This is a genomic window from Carboxydocella sporoproducens DSM 16521 (genome assembly GCF_900167165.1).
GTDB lineage: Bacteria > Bacillota.
Genome location: NZ_FUXM01000008.1, coordinates 57,612 through 72,066, shown reverse-complemented (window position 1 = coordinate 72,066; position 14,455 = coordinate 57,612). Strand labels below are relative to the sequence as shown.

Genomic DNA, 14,455 nt, shown 5'->3' with positions numbered 1-14,455 from the left:
GCCCACCAGAGATGGAGTTTGCTGGGGATTAAAGTGTGGACTAAGTGGTAATCCAGTCTTGCCGGCGGTGACGCGGCAAAACGATGGGAAAGGGGAAACCGCCTCATGCGGCGACGCAGAGGAGCATCGTCTGGGAAAACCTACTGGACCTGAAGCCACAACGTTTACTCAGCAGACTACCACCTGCCAGTAGTAGCCTGTTACATATATTTTTTTTTATCATTTAAGAGGTGACCGGATTGGGTAATAATAATCATAAATTGAGGGCACAGGTGCGGCGCCAGGTTTTAGTTGTAGGTTTATTGACTTTCTTTACAGCTATGGCTATCAGCAGTGGGACGGAAGCGGTTGTAAACCGATTTCCCTCGGCACTGGCGGCTTTGCCCTTTCTGTTAATTATCATCGCTGTAGGCATTATTTTTGATATGATCGGAGTGGCAGCCACGGCTGCTGCAGTAGCTCCGTTTCATGCCAAAGCAGCGCGAAAAATTCCAGGCGCAAAACAGGCGATTTCTCTCCTCAATCATGCTGATAAAGTGGCCTCTTTTTGTAATGATGTGATTGGTGATATTTGCGGTACAGTCAGTGGTGGACTGGGAGCAACTATCGTTTTTTTATTAGTCAGCAGCCATCCGGACTGGAATAAAGCCTGGTTGGGCACCATCATGACCGGTTTAATTGCTGCTGTTACCGTCGGAGGCAAGGCTGGTGGGAAAAAGCTGGCCATTGACCATGCAGAAGAAATCATCTTCCTGGTCGGCCGGTGCCTGGCCTGGATTGAAAGGCAAACAGGCTGGACGCTGTGGCCGGACAAGAAAAATAGCAAGGGCGGGAGAAAGAGGAATGACCACTTCAATTCTTAGTCAGATCAATGGACCGGAAGATTTGCAGGGATTAACCTTGAACCAGCTAAAACAGCTGGCGGAAGAAATTCGCCGGGAACTGATTGAAGTTACCTCCAGAACGGGAGGACATCTGGCGCCCAATCTGGGGGTTGTGGAGCTGACCATCGCCTTGCACCGTGTGTTCAATTCCCCTGCAGATAAAATTATCTGGGATGTGGGCCACCAGGCTTATGTTCATAAACTGCTAACGGGCCGGCGGGATCGGTTTGCTACTTTGCGTCAGCTGGGGGGAATTTCCGGCTTTCCCAAGCGGGAGGAAAGCCCCCATGACATTTTCGCTACCGGGCACAGTTCCACTTCTATTTCCGCTGCTCTGGGCATTGCCCTGGCCCGGGATATGAAAAAAGAGGATTTTAAAGTGGTGGCTGTAATCGGTGATGGGGCTCTTACCGGAGGTATGGCTTTTGAGGCGTTAAACCATGCCGGACACACCAAAACCGATTTGATTGTGATCTTGAATGATAATGAAATGTCCATTGCTGAAAATGTAGGGGCCCTTTCTTCCTACCTGACCCGCATGCGCACTGACCCCAAGTATTATAAGGGAAAAGAGGAAATTGAATACATATTAAAGCGTATCCCCAATATCGGTCCCAAGATGTTGCAACTGGCTAACCGTCTCAAGGATAGTGTCAAACACCTGGTAGTGCCTGGTATGCTCTTCGAGGAGCTGGGCTTTACCTATCTTGGTCCCATCCCCGGTCATGATCTAGCGGCACTGAAAAAGGTGCTGCATGATGCCAAAGCTTTGACAGGGCCGGTGCTGGTGCATGTGATTACCAAAAAAGGCAAAGGCTATTTGCCGGCAGAGGAGAATCCTGACAAGTTTCATGGCACCGGTCCTTTTGATATAGCTACCGGACAGAGTGCTGGCGGCACGGGGCCCATCTCTTACACCGAAGCCTTTGGCCGGGAGCTGGTGGCACTGGGACAGCAGGATGCCCGGATTGTGGCTATTACGGCAGCGATGCCTACCGGGACTGGACTGTACCATTTTGCCAGGGAAATTCCCCATCGTTTTTTTGATGTAGGGATTGCAGAACAACATGCCGTTACCCTGGCGGCCGGAATGGCTACCCAGGGATTAAAGCCGGTGGTGGCTATTTATAGTACTTTTTTGCAAAGAGCCTATGACCAGGTGCTACATGATGTCTGTTTACAAAAGCTGCCGGTGGTGCTGGCCATGGACAGGGCTGGCCTGGTGGGGGAAGATGGTCCCACCCATCACGGTGTTTTTGATATTGCCTATCTGCGTTCCATCCCCAATCTGGTTTTGATGGAACCTAAAGATGAAAATGAATTACGCCATATGCTTTATACTGCTATCCAGCATGATGGCCCTATTGCCCTGCGCTATCCCCGGGGGAACGGCATCGGAGTGCCGCTGGAACAGCAGCTACGCCAGCTGCCCCTGGGTAAGGCGGAAGTGCTGCGGGAAGGCAGTCAGGGCTGGATTCTGGCTCTGGGCTCTCTGGTTTATGATGCGCTGGCAGCGGCAGAAGAGCTGGCAGGAGAGGGGCTGGATATCGGGGTTGTTAATATGCGGTTTGTAAAACCCCTGGATGAGGATCTGCTGCATCGATTGGTAGCTACCAATACGCCCTGGTTAACGGTGGAAAACCATGTCCTGGCCGGCGGTTTTGGTTCAGCCATTCTGGAGTTCCTCCATCAAAATGGTTATCAACGACAGGAAGTGACCATGCTGGGTTTGCCCGACCAATTCATTGAACACGGCCGGGTGGAAGAGCTGAAAGCTATCTATTGCCTGAATCAGGACGGCATCAAGGCCAGTTGTCTGGAAATGCTGGCAAAGCGCCAGCAAAAAACCATTCTGGTTGCAGGGAAATAGAGGTGAACAGAATAATGAGCAAAAAGCGATTGGATGCCCTTCTGGTTGAGAAGGGCTTTTTTTCCAGCAGGGAAAGGGCTAAGGCGGCCATTATGGCCGGTCTCGTTTTTGTGCAAGGCAGAAAAGTGGATAAAGCCGGGGAAATGGTGGCTGAGGAAGTGGAAATCAAAATTAAAGGGGAGGACTTTCCCTGGGTCAGCCGGGGGGGACTGAAACTGGAAAAGGCCCTGCGGGTCTTTGCCTTTTCTGTAAAAGACCGGGTGGTGCTGGATATCGGGGCCAGTACCGGTGGATTTACCGATGTCTGCCTGCACTATGGAGCTCGCCAGGTGATTGCCGTCGATGTCGGCTATGGGCAGCTGGCCTGGAAACTGCGTCAGAACCCGCGGGTGCTGAATCTGGAGCGCACCAATATCCGCTACTTGACCAAAGAGGAACTACCCCTGGTGCCGGAAAGGGTGGTGATTGATACCAGTTTTATCTCCCTGGGGCTGGTATTGCCCAGGGCCTGGGAGCTCAGCAGCGCTGATGCCCAGGTAATCGCCCTGGTCAAGCCCCAGTTTGAGGCAGGCCGGGAGAAAGTGGGTAAAAAAGGGGTAGTACGGGACCCCGGTGTACATAAGGAAGTGCTGGAGAAGGTAACGGCCATGGCCCGGGAGCAGGGGTTTAGTATCCTGGGGCTGGACTATTCGCCTATTAAGGGTCCGGAAGGAAATATTGAATATCTCCTCTGGCTGGGCAAAATAGAAACTGGATGGAGTGAAGCAGAAGTAAGTCACCGGATAGAACAGGTGATACAGGAGGCATTTGCCGGAGCTCAATAATTTTTTTTAACAAATAGCAGGAAAACAAAAAGAAATATAGTATATAATATTTATCAGAGCAACAGGAAATAGTATGACACATTTCCTTATTAGCGAAGGCGGTGAGGACTATAGAACTGACCAAACGCCAGGCTGAGATCATCCGGATTGTTAAGGAAGAAGGGCCAATTACAGGGGAGCAGATAGCCGAACGGCTGAATTTGACCAGGGCCACCTTAAGGCCTGATCTGGCCATATTGACTATGGCGGGTCTTTTGGAAGCCAGACCCCGGGTAGGCTATTTCTATTCCGGACGTTCAGTGCCAAATCCTTTTACTGAAAAGCTGATGTCCATCAAGGTAGGGGATGTTCATTCCCTGCCCAAGGTAGTGGTGGATACCGCCACGGCTTATGATGCGGTAGTCACCATGTTTACGGAAGACGTGGGCACCCTGTTTGTGGTTACCAGTGAGGGACGGCTGGAAGGAGTTGTTTCCCGCAAGGATTTGCTCAAGGTAGCTATCGGTGGCAGTGATTTGCATAAACTGCCGATTGGGATTGTTATGACCAGGATGCCCAATATCATTACCACTACACCGGAGGAAAGTGTTTTCAAGGCTGCCCAGAAGCTGATCGCTCATGAGGTGGATGCATTGCCAGTAGTCAAACCCATGAATGAAGAAGATGGGACTGAAAGCTGGCAAGTAGTAGGTAGACTAACCAAAACCAATATCACCAGGCTATTTGTAGAGCTGGTGCAAGGAGGAGGGGATTTCCATATCCCGGGAAAACTCTAAGCCGGTAGTTTATGTACTTTCAGACTCCATCGGGGAAACCGCTGAGTTTGTAGTGAAGGCAGCCCTGAGCCAGTTTAACTCAGAAGGGGAAAGTCTGATCATCAAGCGGGTTCCCTATGTGCATGATGCTGAATATTTGCGGGAGGTCATCGATCAGGCCCGGGCTGATGGAGCGGCTTTGGCCTATACCCTGGTATTGCCGGAATTACGCCGGATTTTACAGGAGGAAGCCAGAGATCTGCCCCAGGTGGATATTATGGGGCCGATGATGGATGCCCTCAGTCTGGTGATGGCAACAGAGCCTAAGCTCAAACCCGGTCTGGTTCACCGCATAGATGAAGAATACTTCCGCAAGGTGGAGGCTATCGAATTCGCTGTCAAGTATGATGATGGCAAGGATCCCAGGGGTATTACTCACGCCGATATTGTTATAATCGGGGTTAGTCGTACTTCCAAAACTCCGCTCTGTATGTATCTGGCTCATAAGCGCATCAAGGCGGCCAATGTGCCACTGGTACCGGAAGTGCCTCCCCCGGAAGAGCTGTTCAAATTGCCACCGCGCAAGGTGATCGGTTTGACCATCAAGCCGGAACAGCTCAATATCATCCGGCAGGAGCGCCTTAAAACCCTGGGCCTGACATCCAGTGCCGAATATGCTTCCATGGAGCGGATTTTACTGGAACTGGACTATGCTGAGAGTATTATGAAAAAAATCGGCTGTCCGATTATTGATGTGACCAATAAGGCGGTGGAGGAAACAGCCAGCCGCGTTTTGGAAATTTTCTACAAGGGGGAGAGAAACAAGTATGTCTAAGAAGTGGGTATACCTTTTCCAGGAAGGAAAAGCGGACATGCGGGACTTGTTGGGAGGGAAAGGAGCCAACCTGGCGGAAATGACCAATATTGGTCTACCGGTACCTCCTGGTTTGACCATTACCACTGAGGCCTGTAATGAGTACTATGCCAATGGCCAGCAGTTCCCCGCCGGCCTGGTTGACCAGATCAAGGAAGCTCTGGCCCAGGTGGAAAAGCAAATCGGTAAGAAGTTTGGGGATGAAAACAACCCCTTGCTGGTATCCGTGCGCTCCGGTGCCAAGTTTTCCATGCCCGGGATGATGGATACTATCCTTAACCTGGGTCTGAATGACCGGACGGTGGAAGGGCTGGCCCGGGCCACCAGTAACGAACGGTTTGCCCTGGACTGCTATCGCCGGTTCATTCAAATGTTCAGTGATGTGGTGCTGGAAGTACCTCATTACCAGTTTGAAACCGTTCTGGAAAAACACAAAGAGCGGCTGGGCGTCCACTATGACCACGAACTGGATGTCGCTACCTTGCGGGAAGTGGTAAAGGAGTACAAGGCCATTACCCGGCGGGAAGCCGGGGTGGATTTCCCCCAGGATCCCATGGAACAGTTGCTGCTGGCTGTTAAGGCAGTATTCCGCTCCTGGAATAACCAGCGGGCCATTGTTTACCGCAAGATAAATGGCATTCCTGACCATCTGGGTACAGCAGTGAATGTTCAGACCATGGTCTTTGGTAATATGGGCAATGACTGCGGTACCGGGGTTGCTTTTACCCGTAACCCCAGCACCGGGGAACCTGTTCTCTATGGTGAGTATCTGATTAATGCCCAGGGTGAGGATGTGGTAGCCGGAATCAGAACACCTCAACCCATTTCTACCTTGCAGGCAGAAATGCCGGAAGTTTATCAGCAATTTGTGGCAGTATGCAAAATCCTGGAAAACCATTATAAAGATATGCAGGATATCGAGTTCACCATTGAACGGGGCAAACTCTATATTCTGCAAACCCGGACTGGTAAGCGGACTGCAGCAGCAGCTCTGAAAATTGCTGTTGATATGGTCAATGAAGGGCTGATTGACAGGAAAACTGCTATCCAGCGGATTGAACCCGCATCCCTGAACCAGTTGCTGCATCGCCGTATTGACCCCAATGCCAAACTGGATGTTGTGGCCAAAGGCTTGCCGGCATCTCCGGGCGCTGCATCCGGCCAGGTGGTATTTGATGCTGATGAAGCTGAGAAGCTGGGACTGAATGGGGAAAAGGTTATCCTGGTCAGAATGGAAACCACTCCTGATGACATCCATGGTATAATCCAGGCTCAAGGGATTTTGACTTCCCGCGGTGGTATGACCAGTCATGCGGCTGTGGTGGCCCGCGGCATGGGCAAACCCTGTGTTTGTGGCTGTGAGGCCATTAAGATCGATTATGAAAATGAGCAATTCCAGGTTGGAGAGCGGGTATTCCGCAAGGGAGATATCATTTCCATTGATGGTGCTACCGGTCAGGTTATCGCTGGTCAGGTACCCATGATCGATCCGGAAATTTCCGCGGAATTTGAGCTGCTGCTGAGCTGGGCTGATGAAATCCGGACCATGAAAGTGCGGGCCAATGCGGATACTCCGGAAGATGCTGCCAAGGCCCGCCAGTTTGGGGCAGAAGGGATTGGCCTTTGCCGCACTGAGCATATGTTTATGGCCCAGGATCGGTTGCCAATCGTGCAGGAAATGATTCTGGCCGAGAACAAGGAAGAGCGGGAAGCTGCCCTGGCCAAACTGCTGCCCATGCAGAGGGAAGACTTCTATGGCATCCTGAAAGCTATGGCTGGCTATCCAGTCTATATCCGTCTGCTGGATCCGCCTTTGCATGAGTTCCTCCCCAATCAGGAAGAACTGGTAGTGGAAATAACTACGCTGAAATTGACCGGTGGAGACCCGGCGGTAATTAAGGCTAAAGAACAGTTGCTCAAGAAAGTCCGGGCCTTGCATGAGTTTAACCCCATGCTGGGTCATCGCGGTTGCCGCCTGGCCATCACCTGGCCGGAAATCTATGCTATGCAAGTACGGGCTATCTATCAGGCAACCGCCCAGCTGATCAAAGAGGGGGTTGACGCTCGACCGGAAGTGATGATTCCGCTGGTAATTGAAGCGGAAGAATTGCGCAAACTGCGGGAGCTGAGCGTTCAGGTTGCCAAAGAGGTGATGGCTGAGTATGGCGTAGAGGTGCCGATCAGTGTCGGTACCATGATCGAGCTGCCGCGGGCCTGTGTCACCGCTGATGAAATCGCTCCCCATGCCGATTACTTCTCCTTCGGTACCAATGACCTGACCCAGACTACCCTGGGCTTTAGCCGTGATGATGCTGAAGGCAAGTTCATGCAAGACTACCTGGATCAAAAGATCTTTGCTGAAAATCCCTTCATAGTTCTGGACACCAGGGGAGTTGGCAAATTGATGAAAATGGCTACCCAGCTGGGACGGCAGGCTAACCCTGCACTGAAGGTGGGTATCTGTGGTGAGCACGGCGGTGAGCCCAAATCCATCTTCTTCTGCCAGGAAGCCGGTCTGGATTATGTCTCCTGTTCACCTTACCGGGTTCCTATCGCCAGGTTGGCTGCGGCCCAGGCAGCTCTAGGGGATGTAACGCGGGATAAATAATAAATAAAAAAATCTAGAGCTCTGCCTTGTGGCAGAGCTCTTTTTTGTTGACAATCATATAATACAGGAGTATAGTTTAAATGTTAGGAAATCCGCAGAGACCGGAGGTGAGGGGAAAATGGACGGAGGCCCCAGTCGAGAGGGTTACTGGCAACAAATGAATAAACGGTGGGCAACTGCCTTTTCCCGCTCCGGAAAGGTGGTTGGCCCTGCCTGAAAAGGGGGGTAGCCATGCTCTGCATTTATTTCTATGATCATGCCACCAACAAAATCTACTTTGATGCCGACCTATCCCGCAAGGATGAGTACCTCAAGGACCCCCGCAATTTACTCTGGATTGATATTTATGATTGTACCGCCAAGGACCTGGAATTACTGGCCAATGCCTTCCAGTTTCACCCAATGGCTTTAGAGGATGTTTTGCAGGAAAGTCCCCGGGCCAAGGTTGACCGCTATGATGATTACTATTTCTTCGTTTTCCACTCCCTGCGTTATGATGAGGAAAGCGATGAAGAGATTACCACTGTGGAACTGGATGTTTTCCTGGGCAGTAATTACCTGGTAACCATTCACAAGGATGCCCTGTCCAGTGTGGCCCGGGTAGTGAAACAGTGCTGGTACACCAGCCGCTTGATGCAGCGGGGGCCAGATTATTTGCTATATAACCTGGTGGACGGTATTATCGATGAATATTTCCCCATTCTGGAGCGGATTGGCGTCCGGATTGACGAACTGGAAGATGAGCTATATGTCAATCCCATTCAGGAAGTAACCGATGAGTTCCTGGCCTTAAAGCGGACCATCCTGTTATTGCGAAAAGTAATCATGCCTCAGCGGCGGATTTTTGCCAATGTCAATGGGCGTTATTCCTTTCAAATTCAGGAAGAGAATAAACCTTATTATATGGACCTGGTGGACAATATTGAACGCATTATTGACACTACCGATACCTACCGGGATCTGGTCAATGGCGCTATGGACACCTATTATTCCATTGTTTCCAACCGCACCAACGAGGTAATGCGCTATCTCACCATTATCTCTACCATTATGATGCCGTTGACTTTTATCACCGGTTTGTTCGGGATGAATGTACCCTTGCCGGGGGCCCACAGCCCCTATACCCTGTATATTATATTGCTGGGGATGCTGGGGTTAACCGTGATCATGCTCTGGTACTTCCGGAATAAGGACTGGGTCTGATGGGGATGAGGGCTGTTAAAGACCGCTACCGCTGGTTTTTAACAGCCTTTTTCCTATGCGAAGGAGGAATTGACGTGCGTCTGTTTCTTGGTTTATGGTTGCCTGGGCAGTGGCGGGAGCGCTTAGCAGGCCTGGAGGTGCCCTGTCCCGGGGTCAAATGGGTAGAAAAGGAGAACTTGCATCTGACCCTGCGCTTTCTGGGAGAAGTAGATGAAAAAAGCCTTCCCAGCCTGCAAAAACATCTGGCTTCGATTTCACTATCGCCTTTTACTCTGCAGTCTTCCGGGCCAGGGGCTTTCCCCGATCGGTTGGCTCCCCGGGTGCTCTGGTGGGGGGTAAGAGGCAGGACGGAGAGGGATAGTCAGCGGCTATTTCAGTTAAAGACAGAGGTGGATGAAGCCTTGAGCCGCTGGGGAATGGCACCGGAAGCCAGGGGCTGGCGACCCCATATTACCCTGGCCCGGGTAAAAGAAGGGGCCAGGGTTTACTGGCCGCCGCAGCAAAATATCCTATTGCCACCCTGGCCGGTAACCGGATTTGCCCTGATTGCCAGTACCTTAACCGCTCAGGGGCCAATTTATCGAAACCTTTGTGAATTTTCTTTGTCGGGGCAGGAAGAAAAAAAGGGCTGAGCGAATATATTATTAGGAAATTAAGAGTAAGAGGTGAAGAAATAGATGCTGATAATAGGTATCAATGGCAGTCCCCGCCAGGATGGCAATAGCGGTTTTTTGCTGGAACAGGCCTTAAAGGGGGCAGCAACCTTAGGAGCGCAGACGGAAATTATCCAGGCCGCAGAAATTCTGGCAGATGTAAAGGTACCCTTTTGTACGGTCTGTACCAATCCCTGTGCCGGGGTCTGTGCCCATAACAATAAACTGGGCGAAACCTATGAACTGCTGAAAAAGGCCGATGGGGTTATTATGGCCAGCCCTGTCTATTTTGGTACTGTCAGTGGACAATTGAAAGCATTCTGGGATAAAACCCGATATTTGCGGCGGGACAAACATTTACTGAATGTGGTAGGAGCGGCTATGGCCTGTGGAGCATCCCGGTTTGGGGGCCAGGAGACGGCAGTAGCTGCCATGCATGATATGATGCTGGTCCATGGGATGATCATTGTCGGTGACGGTTATGCCGAACTCGATTGCGGTCACCAGGGGGTAGGGGCGCAAAAACCCGCTGACCAGGATCAGGATGCGGTCCGCCGGGCAGAAATGCTGGGGAAACGGGTGGCCCAGGTTGCTCTGGCCACGGCAGCTATTCGTCGTCGCTAACTTTTTGAGGTGAGAATATGATCAGAAGAGAAACAGAACTATGGGAGGAAGAACACCTTTCCCCGTTTGCTGCTCGCAGCAGCCTTAGCCGTGGCCGGCAGCGGGAGGAAAAAGAGTGTGATGTCCGCACCGCCTTTCAGCGGGACCGGGACAGGATCTTGCATTCCAAGGCTTTTCGCCGTTTAAAACATAAAACCCAGGTGTTTATTGCTCCTGAAGGAGATCATTACCGTACCCGGTTGACCCATACCCTGGAAGTAGCGCAAATCGCCCGCACTATTGCCCGGGCCCTGCGCTTGAACGAAGATCTGACGGAAGCTATTGCCCTGGGCCATGACCTGGGCCATACTGCTTTTGGTCATGCTGGGGAAGAGGCTTTGCAGGAAGTCTACCTGCCCGGGTTTGCCCATAATGAACAAAGTTTGCGGATCGTGGACAAAATAGAAGGCGGAGGAGCGGGTCTGAATTTGACCTGGGAAGTGCGGGATGGTATTCTCCACCATACCGGTGACCAGGATCCTGCTACCCTCGAGGGGCAAATTGTTAAAATTGCAGACAGAATTGCCTATATCAACCATGATATTGATGATGCCATCCGGGGCGGGGTTCTGGAACTGGATGATTTGCCCCGGGATTTGCTGACAGTGCTGGGTCGAAAACACTCCGAGCGTATAAACATCATGGTCAGGGACATGATTGAAGCCAGCCGGCAGCAGCCGCGCATCAGGATGAGTCCGGAAATCTGGGAAGCGACCATGGCTTTGCGGTCTTTTCTTTTTGAACGGGTTTATGTGGGTTCTCAGGCTAAAGCCGAAGAGGAGAAGGCCAAAAACATAGTGCAGGAGCTTTACAGTTATTATGTCGAGCATCCGGAGCAGGTTCCGGCTGAATTTTTGACCATCGCCCGGCAGGAAGGGGAAAGTCAGGGTCGCAGTGAGGAGGAGAACCGGGCCCGGGCTGTGGTAGATTATGTGGCCGGCATGACCGATCGTTATGCCATCAAAAAATATACCGACTTGTTTGTTCCCAGGGGGTTTCCCCTTTTTCAATAAATTTTTTCGAATAAAGCAGGAATTTGTCTTGTTAAGGCGAATATACAGTAAATTGTCTGACCTCTTAAAATTGCCTCTTGACAAGCAGCAGGAAATCTGTTATTAATGGCGAACTCTATTTTTATCCTAATTTTAAAGCAGGTGAGGCTGGTGGGAGGATTCCTTTCACCCCAATTCATAGAGCAAGTGCGCTCAGCCAATGATATAGTAGAGGTCATCAGTGAACATGTCCTGCTGAAACGCCAGGGGCGGGAATATGTGGGACTTTGCCCTTTTCATCAGGAAAAGACTCCTTCTTTCTTCGTTTCACCGGAAAAGCAGATGTTTTATTGTTTTGGCTGTCAGGCTGGAGGAGATGTAATCCGTTTTTTGATGGATAGCCAGCGCCTGACTTTCCCGGAAGCGGTGGAACGGCTGGCAGAACGGGCGGGATTGCCTCTGCCCGTGATGGAGGGAGAGACCAGGGAACTGGGTCAGAAGACAGAAGGGTATGAGCTCAACCAGCTGGCAGCAAGATATTTTAGCTGGCGCCTGGAAAGGCCGGAAGGTCAGGAGGCCAGACAGTACATTGTCCGGCGCGGTTTAAACCAGGAAACTGTACAGAAATTTGCCCTGGGCTATGCCGGCCCGGAGTGGGACCACCTGACCAGAGCCTTCCGCAAAAGGGGTTATGATCCCAGGGTGCTGGTGAAATGGGGGTTGAGCCGCACTGGCAGTTATACCGGCCAGTATCTGGACCTTTTTCGCCACCGCCTTATATTTCCCATTTTCGACACCCGGGGTAGAATTATTGCCTTTGGTGGCCGCATCCTGGGTGAGGGGCAGCCGAAATACCTCAATACTCCGGAAACTCCTGTTTTTGATAAGAGCAGTAATCTCTATGGGCTCTTTCAAGCCCAGCAAGCAATCCGGGACCAGAATCTGGCTATTGTTGTGGAAGGTTATCTGGATGTGCTTTCTCTCCATCAGCGAGGTATTACCAATGTGGTTGCTCCCCTGGGGACAGCTTTGACAGAAGCCCATGGCAAGCTGTTGCGCCGCTATACCGACCGGGTGGTGATCGCCTTTGATGCTGACCCGGCCGGACAGAAGGCAGCTCTGCGTTCCCTGGACCTGTTGCTGGGCCTGGGGCTGGAAGTGCGGGTACTGGTTTTGCCGGATGGGAAAGACCCGGATGAATATTTGCAAAAACATACAGTGGAAGAATTCAGGGAATTACTGGCTACAACTCTGGATTTGCTGGACTTTAAGCTCAAACTCTGTGCTGAGAGCTATGACCTTAGCACACTTACGGGCAAAAGGCAGACCTTGCAGCTGATTATACCCAGTCTGGCCGCAACTCGTGACCATTTGCGCCGGGAAGAATATATCCGACGCCTGGGCCAGGAACTCAACCTGTCCTGGGAGACCATTGAAAGCGAATTGCGACTTTTCTTGCGCCAGAGGGATAAAATTGTAAAAAATAGGCATACTATTGATAATGTAAGCCAGAATTCGCCAAACCATCCGATTCTGGATGGGTTAACCAAAGCAGAATGGTGGCTGGCCCGCCTGGTGGTGGAATATCCCCACTGGTGGCCGCGAGTGCAAGCCAGTCTGGGGGAGAAACCCTGGCGGGATGAACAGCTGACCAGGGCAATGCAGGTCTGGCAGGAGACAGGAGCCCTGCCGCAAAGTGATGTGGAACTGGGCCCGGTAACTGCTCGACTGTTGACTCTGCCAGTGCCCCTGGAACAGGCTGAAGCCACCTTGCAGGATTGCATACAAACCCTGGTGAAGGGAAGGCTACAAAGAGAGCGGGAAGAGATTTTGAAACAGATTAAGGCTGCGGAAGAACGGCGGGATTTTCAGACTGTAAAGGAGCTGGCCAGCCGTTTGACCCGGTTGCAGAATAATTCTAGCACCCTGGAAAGGGGGGGAGCTTGATGGCAAAAAACGAAGAACAACAAAATAGCAAAGACATGAACGCCCTCAAGGAAGAACTCAAGAAACTGATCGACAAAGGCAAAAAACGGGGCCTCTTGACCTATGGCGAAATCATGGACACCCTCCAGGGTGTGGAATTAACCCCGGAACAGATCGATGAAGTCTATGAAACACTGGCAGGGATGGGCATTGAAGTGGTGCCGGAAACCGGGGAAGTGGACATGCTGCCGGCTGATGATTTGCCCCCTGTAGATGATGAATTTCCTCTCACCGAAAACCTGGAAGATGAACTGAACCTGGATATACCGGAAGGTATCGGGATTGATGATCCGGTTCGCATGTACTTGAAGGAAATCGGGCGGGTGCCCTTGTTGACCCCGGAAGAGGAAATTGAGCTGGCTAAACGCATGGAACAGGGAGATGAAGAGGCTAAACGCCGGCTGGCGGAAGCCAACTTGCGCCTGGTGGTCAGTATTGCCAAACGCTATGTGGGGCGAGGCATGCTGTTCCTGGATCTGATCCAGGAGGGGAATCTGGGTTTGATCAAGGCGGTAGAAAAATTTGACTACCGCAAAGGCTACAAATTCAGTACCTATGCCACCTGGTGGATTCGTCAGGCTATCACCCGGGCCATTGCAGATCAGGCTCGTACCATCCGGATTCCGGTGCATATGGTGGAAACTATCAACAAGCTGATTCGCGTTTCCCGCCAGCTCTTGCAGGAACTGGGGCGCGAGCCTTCACCTGAAGAGATTGCCGAGGCTATGGATGTACCGGTAGAAAAAGTGCGGGAAATTATGAAAATCGCCCAGGAACCGGTGTCCCTGGAAACCCCCATCGGGGAAGAAGAAGACAGCCATCTGGGAGATTTCATCGAAGATGAAGATGCTCCGGCACCGGCGGAAGCAGCCAGTTATCATCTGCTGAAGGAGCAGCTGGAGGAAGTGCTGAGCACTCTTACCCCCCGGGAAGAAAAGGTCCTGCGCTTGCGTTTTGGCCTGGAAGACGGTCGGGCCAGGACTTTAGAGGAAGTGGGTCAGGAATTCGGGGTGACCAGGGAACGGATTCGCCAGATTGAGGCCAAGGCTTTGCGCAAACTGCGCCATCCCAGCCGCAGTAAAAAGTTGAAAGACTTTTTGGAATAAAATCTCGGCAAAAAAGGCCTTGACCAGAAGCGGCATT

12 protein-coding genes are annotated in these 14,455 nt (G+C 51.6%); all 12 read left to right on the top strand.

Features of this window, described 5'->3' with window-relative positions; translation table 11 throughout:
- The first annotated feature begins 239 nt into the window (after positions 1–239).
- Positions 240–863, top strand: a complete 624-nt coding sequence (locus B5D20_RS05085) for a hypothetical protein (RefSeq protein ID WP_078665145.1) — start codon at positions 240–242, stop codon at positions 861–863.
- The gene (dxs, locus tag B5D20_RS05080; RefSeq protein WP_078665144.1) at positions 844–2,754 is read left to right on the top strand and encodes a 1-deoxy-D-xylulose-5-phosphate synthase; all 1,911 of its coding nucleotides are present in this window, start codon (positions 844–846) and stop codon (positions 2,752–2,754) included. The genes B5D20_RS05085 and dxs overlap by 20 nt, the downstream gene beginning before the upstream one ends.
- Positions 2,755–2,768: 14 nt before the next feature.
- Complete coding sequence (locus B5D20_RS05075; protein WP_078665143.1) at positions 2,769–3,578, top strand: TlyA family RNA methyltransferase; 810 nt, start codon at positions 2,769–2,771, stop codon at positions 3,576–3,578.
- Positions 3,579–3,688: 110 nt separating this feature from the next.
- Positions 3,689–4,354 (top strand): transcriptional regulator CcpN, encoded by a 666-nt coding sequence (gene ccpN / locus B5D20_RS05070; RefSeq protein ID WP_078665165.1) that lies wholly within the window; start codon positions 3,689–3,691, stop codon positions 4,352–4,354.
- Positions 4,329–5,168, top strand: a complete 840-nt coding sequence (locus B5D20_RS05065) for a pyruvate, water dikinase regulatory protein (protein WP_078665142.1) — start codon at positions 4,329–4,331, stop codon at positions 5,166–5,168. The genes ccpN and B5D20_RS05065 overlap by 26 nt, the downstream gene beginning before the upstream one ends.
- Positions 5,161–7,815 carry a pyruvate, phosphate dikinase gene (ppdK, locus tag B5D20_RS05060; RefSeq protein ID WP_078665141.1) on the top strand — a complete coding sequence of 885 codons (2,655 nt, stop codon included), beginning with the start codon at positions 5,161–5,163 and terminating at the stop codon, positions 7,813–7,815. The genes B5D20_RS05065 and ppdK overlap by 8 nt, the downstream gene beginning before the upstream one ends.
- 231 nt (positions 7,816–8,046) lie before the next feature.
- On the top strand, positions 8,047–9,018 hold the full coding sequence (gene corA / locus B5D20_RS05055) for a magnesium/cobalt transporter CorA (RefSeq protein WP_078665140.1): 972 nt from the start codon (positions 8,047–8,049) through the stop codon (positions 9,016–9,018).
- 74 nt (positions 9,019–9,092) lie between these two features.
- Positions 9,093–9,650, top strand: coding sequence for an RNA 2',3'-cyclic phosphodiesterase (thpR, locus tag B5D20_RS05050; protein ID WP_159071834.1), 558 nt, complete (start codon positions 9,093–9,095; stop codon positions 9,648–9,650).
- A gap of 45 nt (positions 9,651–9,695) precedes the next feature.
- A complete protein-coding gene (locus B5D20_RS05045) occupies positions 9,696–10,295 on the top strand; it encodes a flavodoxin family protein (protein ID WP_078665138.1) in 600 nt (199 codons plus the stop codon).
- A gap of 17 nt (positions 10,296–10,312) precedes the next feature.
- Positions 10,313–11,347, top strand: a complete 1,035-nt coding sequence (locus B5D20_RS05040) for a deoxyguanosinetriphosphate triphosphohydrolase (RefSeq protein WP_078665137.1) — start codon at positions 10,313–10,315, stop codon at positions 11,345–11,347.
- A gap of 150 nt (positions 11,348–11,497) precedes the next feature.
- Positions 11,498–13,273, top strand: coding sequence for a DNA primase (gene dnaG, locus B5D20_RS05035; protein ID WP_159071835.1), 1,776 nt, complete (start codon positions 11,498–11,500; stop codon positions 13,271–13,273).
- 35 nt (positions 13,274–13,308) lie between these two features.
- Positions 13,309–14,418 (top strand): RNA polymerase sigma factor RpoD, encoded by a 1,110-nt coding sequence (gene rpoD, locus B5D20_RS05030; protein ID WP_375804187.1) that lies wholly within the window; start codon positions 13,309–13,311, stop codon positions 14,416–14,418.
- Positions 14,419–14,455: the final 37 nt, after the last annotated feature.

Coding starts and splice junctions, on each gene's coding strand:
- dxs (WP_078665144.1), top strand. CDS start 844: ATGACCACTTCAATTCTTAGTCAGATCAATGGACCGGAAGATTTGCAG.
- B5D20_RS05075 (WP_078665143.1), top strand. CDS start 2,769: ATGAGCAAAAAGCGATTGGATGCCCTTCTGGTTGAGAAGGGCTTTTTT.
- ppdK (WP_078665141.1), top strand. CDS start 5,161: ATGTCTAAGAAGTGGGTATACCTTTTCCAGGAAGGAAAAGCGGACATG.
- corA (WP_078665140.1), top strand. CDS start 8,047: ATGCTCTGCATTTATTTCTATGATCATGCCACCAACAAAATCTACTTT.
- B5D20_RS05045 (WP_078665138.1), top strand. CDS start 9,696: ATGCTGATAATAGGTATCAATGGCAGTCCCCGCCAGGATGGCAATAGC.
- B5D20_RS05040 (WP_078665137.1), top strand. CDS start 10,313: ATGATCAGAAGAGAAACAGAACTATGGGAGGAAGAACACCTTTCCCCG.
- rpoD (WP_375804187.1), top strand. CDS start 13,309: ATGAACGCCCTCAAGGAAGAACTCAAGAAACTGATCGACAAAGGCAAA.